General features: G+C 46.3%; 1 protein-coding gene. It reads left to right on the top strand.

Going from position 1 to position 1,151, the window contains the following annotated elements; translation table 11 throughout:
* Nucleotides 1-66: 66 nt before the first annotated feature.
* A partial coding sequence (locus BP71_RS37860; RefSeq protein ID WP_496387121.1) for a M4 family metallopeptidase occupies nt 67-1,151 on the top strand: 1,085 nt, incomplete at its 3' end.

Below are 1,151 nucleotides of genomic sequence, written 5' to 3'. Positions count from 1 at the left end.
CAGCAAACATTCAGGGCACTAGAATATACTAAGGACCAAGACCCTCAAAGTGAAAAAGTATATCGGTTGCAAACTTTGCCTGAAAATGGATTTCCTTCGATCGAACTAAAAGGATTTGAAAACGGGAATCCGGTATATTTTGAGGATAATGCACCGTTCGACAATCAGTTTTCAGATAATCCTACTCAGTATCTAAGTTCAGAGGCCGTCCAGATTTTTTACGGATTTCAGTCGGTCATGAAAGCGTTTGATCAGCGATTTGGCTGGAAAGGGAGCGATGGAGTCGGTGCCGTACCCATTGAAATACGCATGGAAAATGCAAAGGAGACAGGTAATCCCAAAGATTTCTACGCTGGCTATGCAGGTGACGCTGCAGGAGGCTTTTTTGTTTTCGGAAGAAATTTGAGCACCGATATTCCATTCCCCATATCCCTTGATGTGCTTGCACATGAGCTATCTCATTCTATCGTGCGATACAAAACCGGTGTATACCTGCTTCCAGATCTTTGCGGAAATTTTTTGCCAGTAAATGAGGGGATCGCTGACATCTTCGGCATCTATATCAAGAATAAGATCAAAGGTGCTACGCCCCAAAATTACGACTGGCTGCTTGCCCCTCAAGTATATGATCCACCAAGACATATTGGCTACCCTAAAACATTTAATGCGGCAGACACTTATCTTGGCCAATACTTCCCGGATTATTGCCCCAACGATGATAGCAAGGATGCGGGAGCCGGAGTTGCTACCAGGTGGTTCTATTTGCTCTGCGACGGTTTTCAGGGGAGTGCGTATAATGATCTGGGTTACGGCTATTCTGACCTGGTGGGGATCGGACCGGAGAAAGCCATTCAAATTGTCTGGGATGCAATACCTTCATTAAAGCTTTTCTCTGACTATCCGGCATTCAGAGTTTACACCTTACAAGCCGCCGAAAAACTCTACGGCCTGCATTCCACCGAATACCTGGCCGTACAGAATGCATGGTGTGCGGTGGGCGTTTGCGATAACAATCCGGTCAGCTTTTCGATGTCGCCCGCCAATGCCACCAGCAATGTCATTCCGTGGCCAGCTGTAAAAATAAACCTTACCTGGCCCGGCGTTAACAATGGTGACGTCAAGAAATGGCTCGTAGAGACATCCACCAAATA

It is taken from the genome of Dyadobacter ginsengisoli DSM 21015 (genome assembly GCF_059568735.1).
This window is presented reverse-complemented; position numbering and strand designations above follow the sequence as displayed.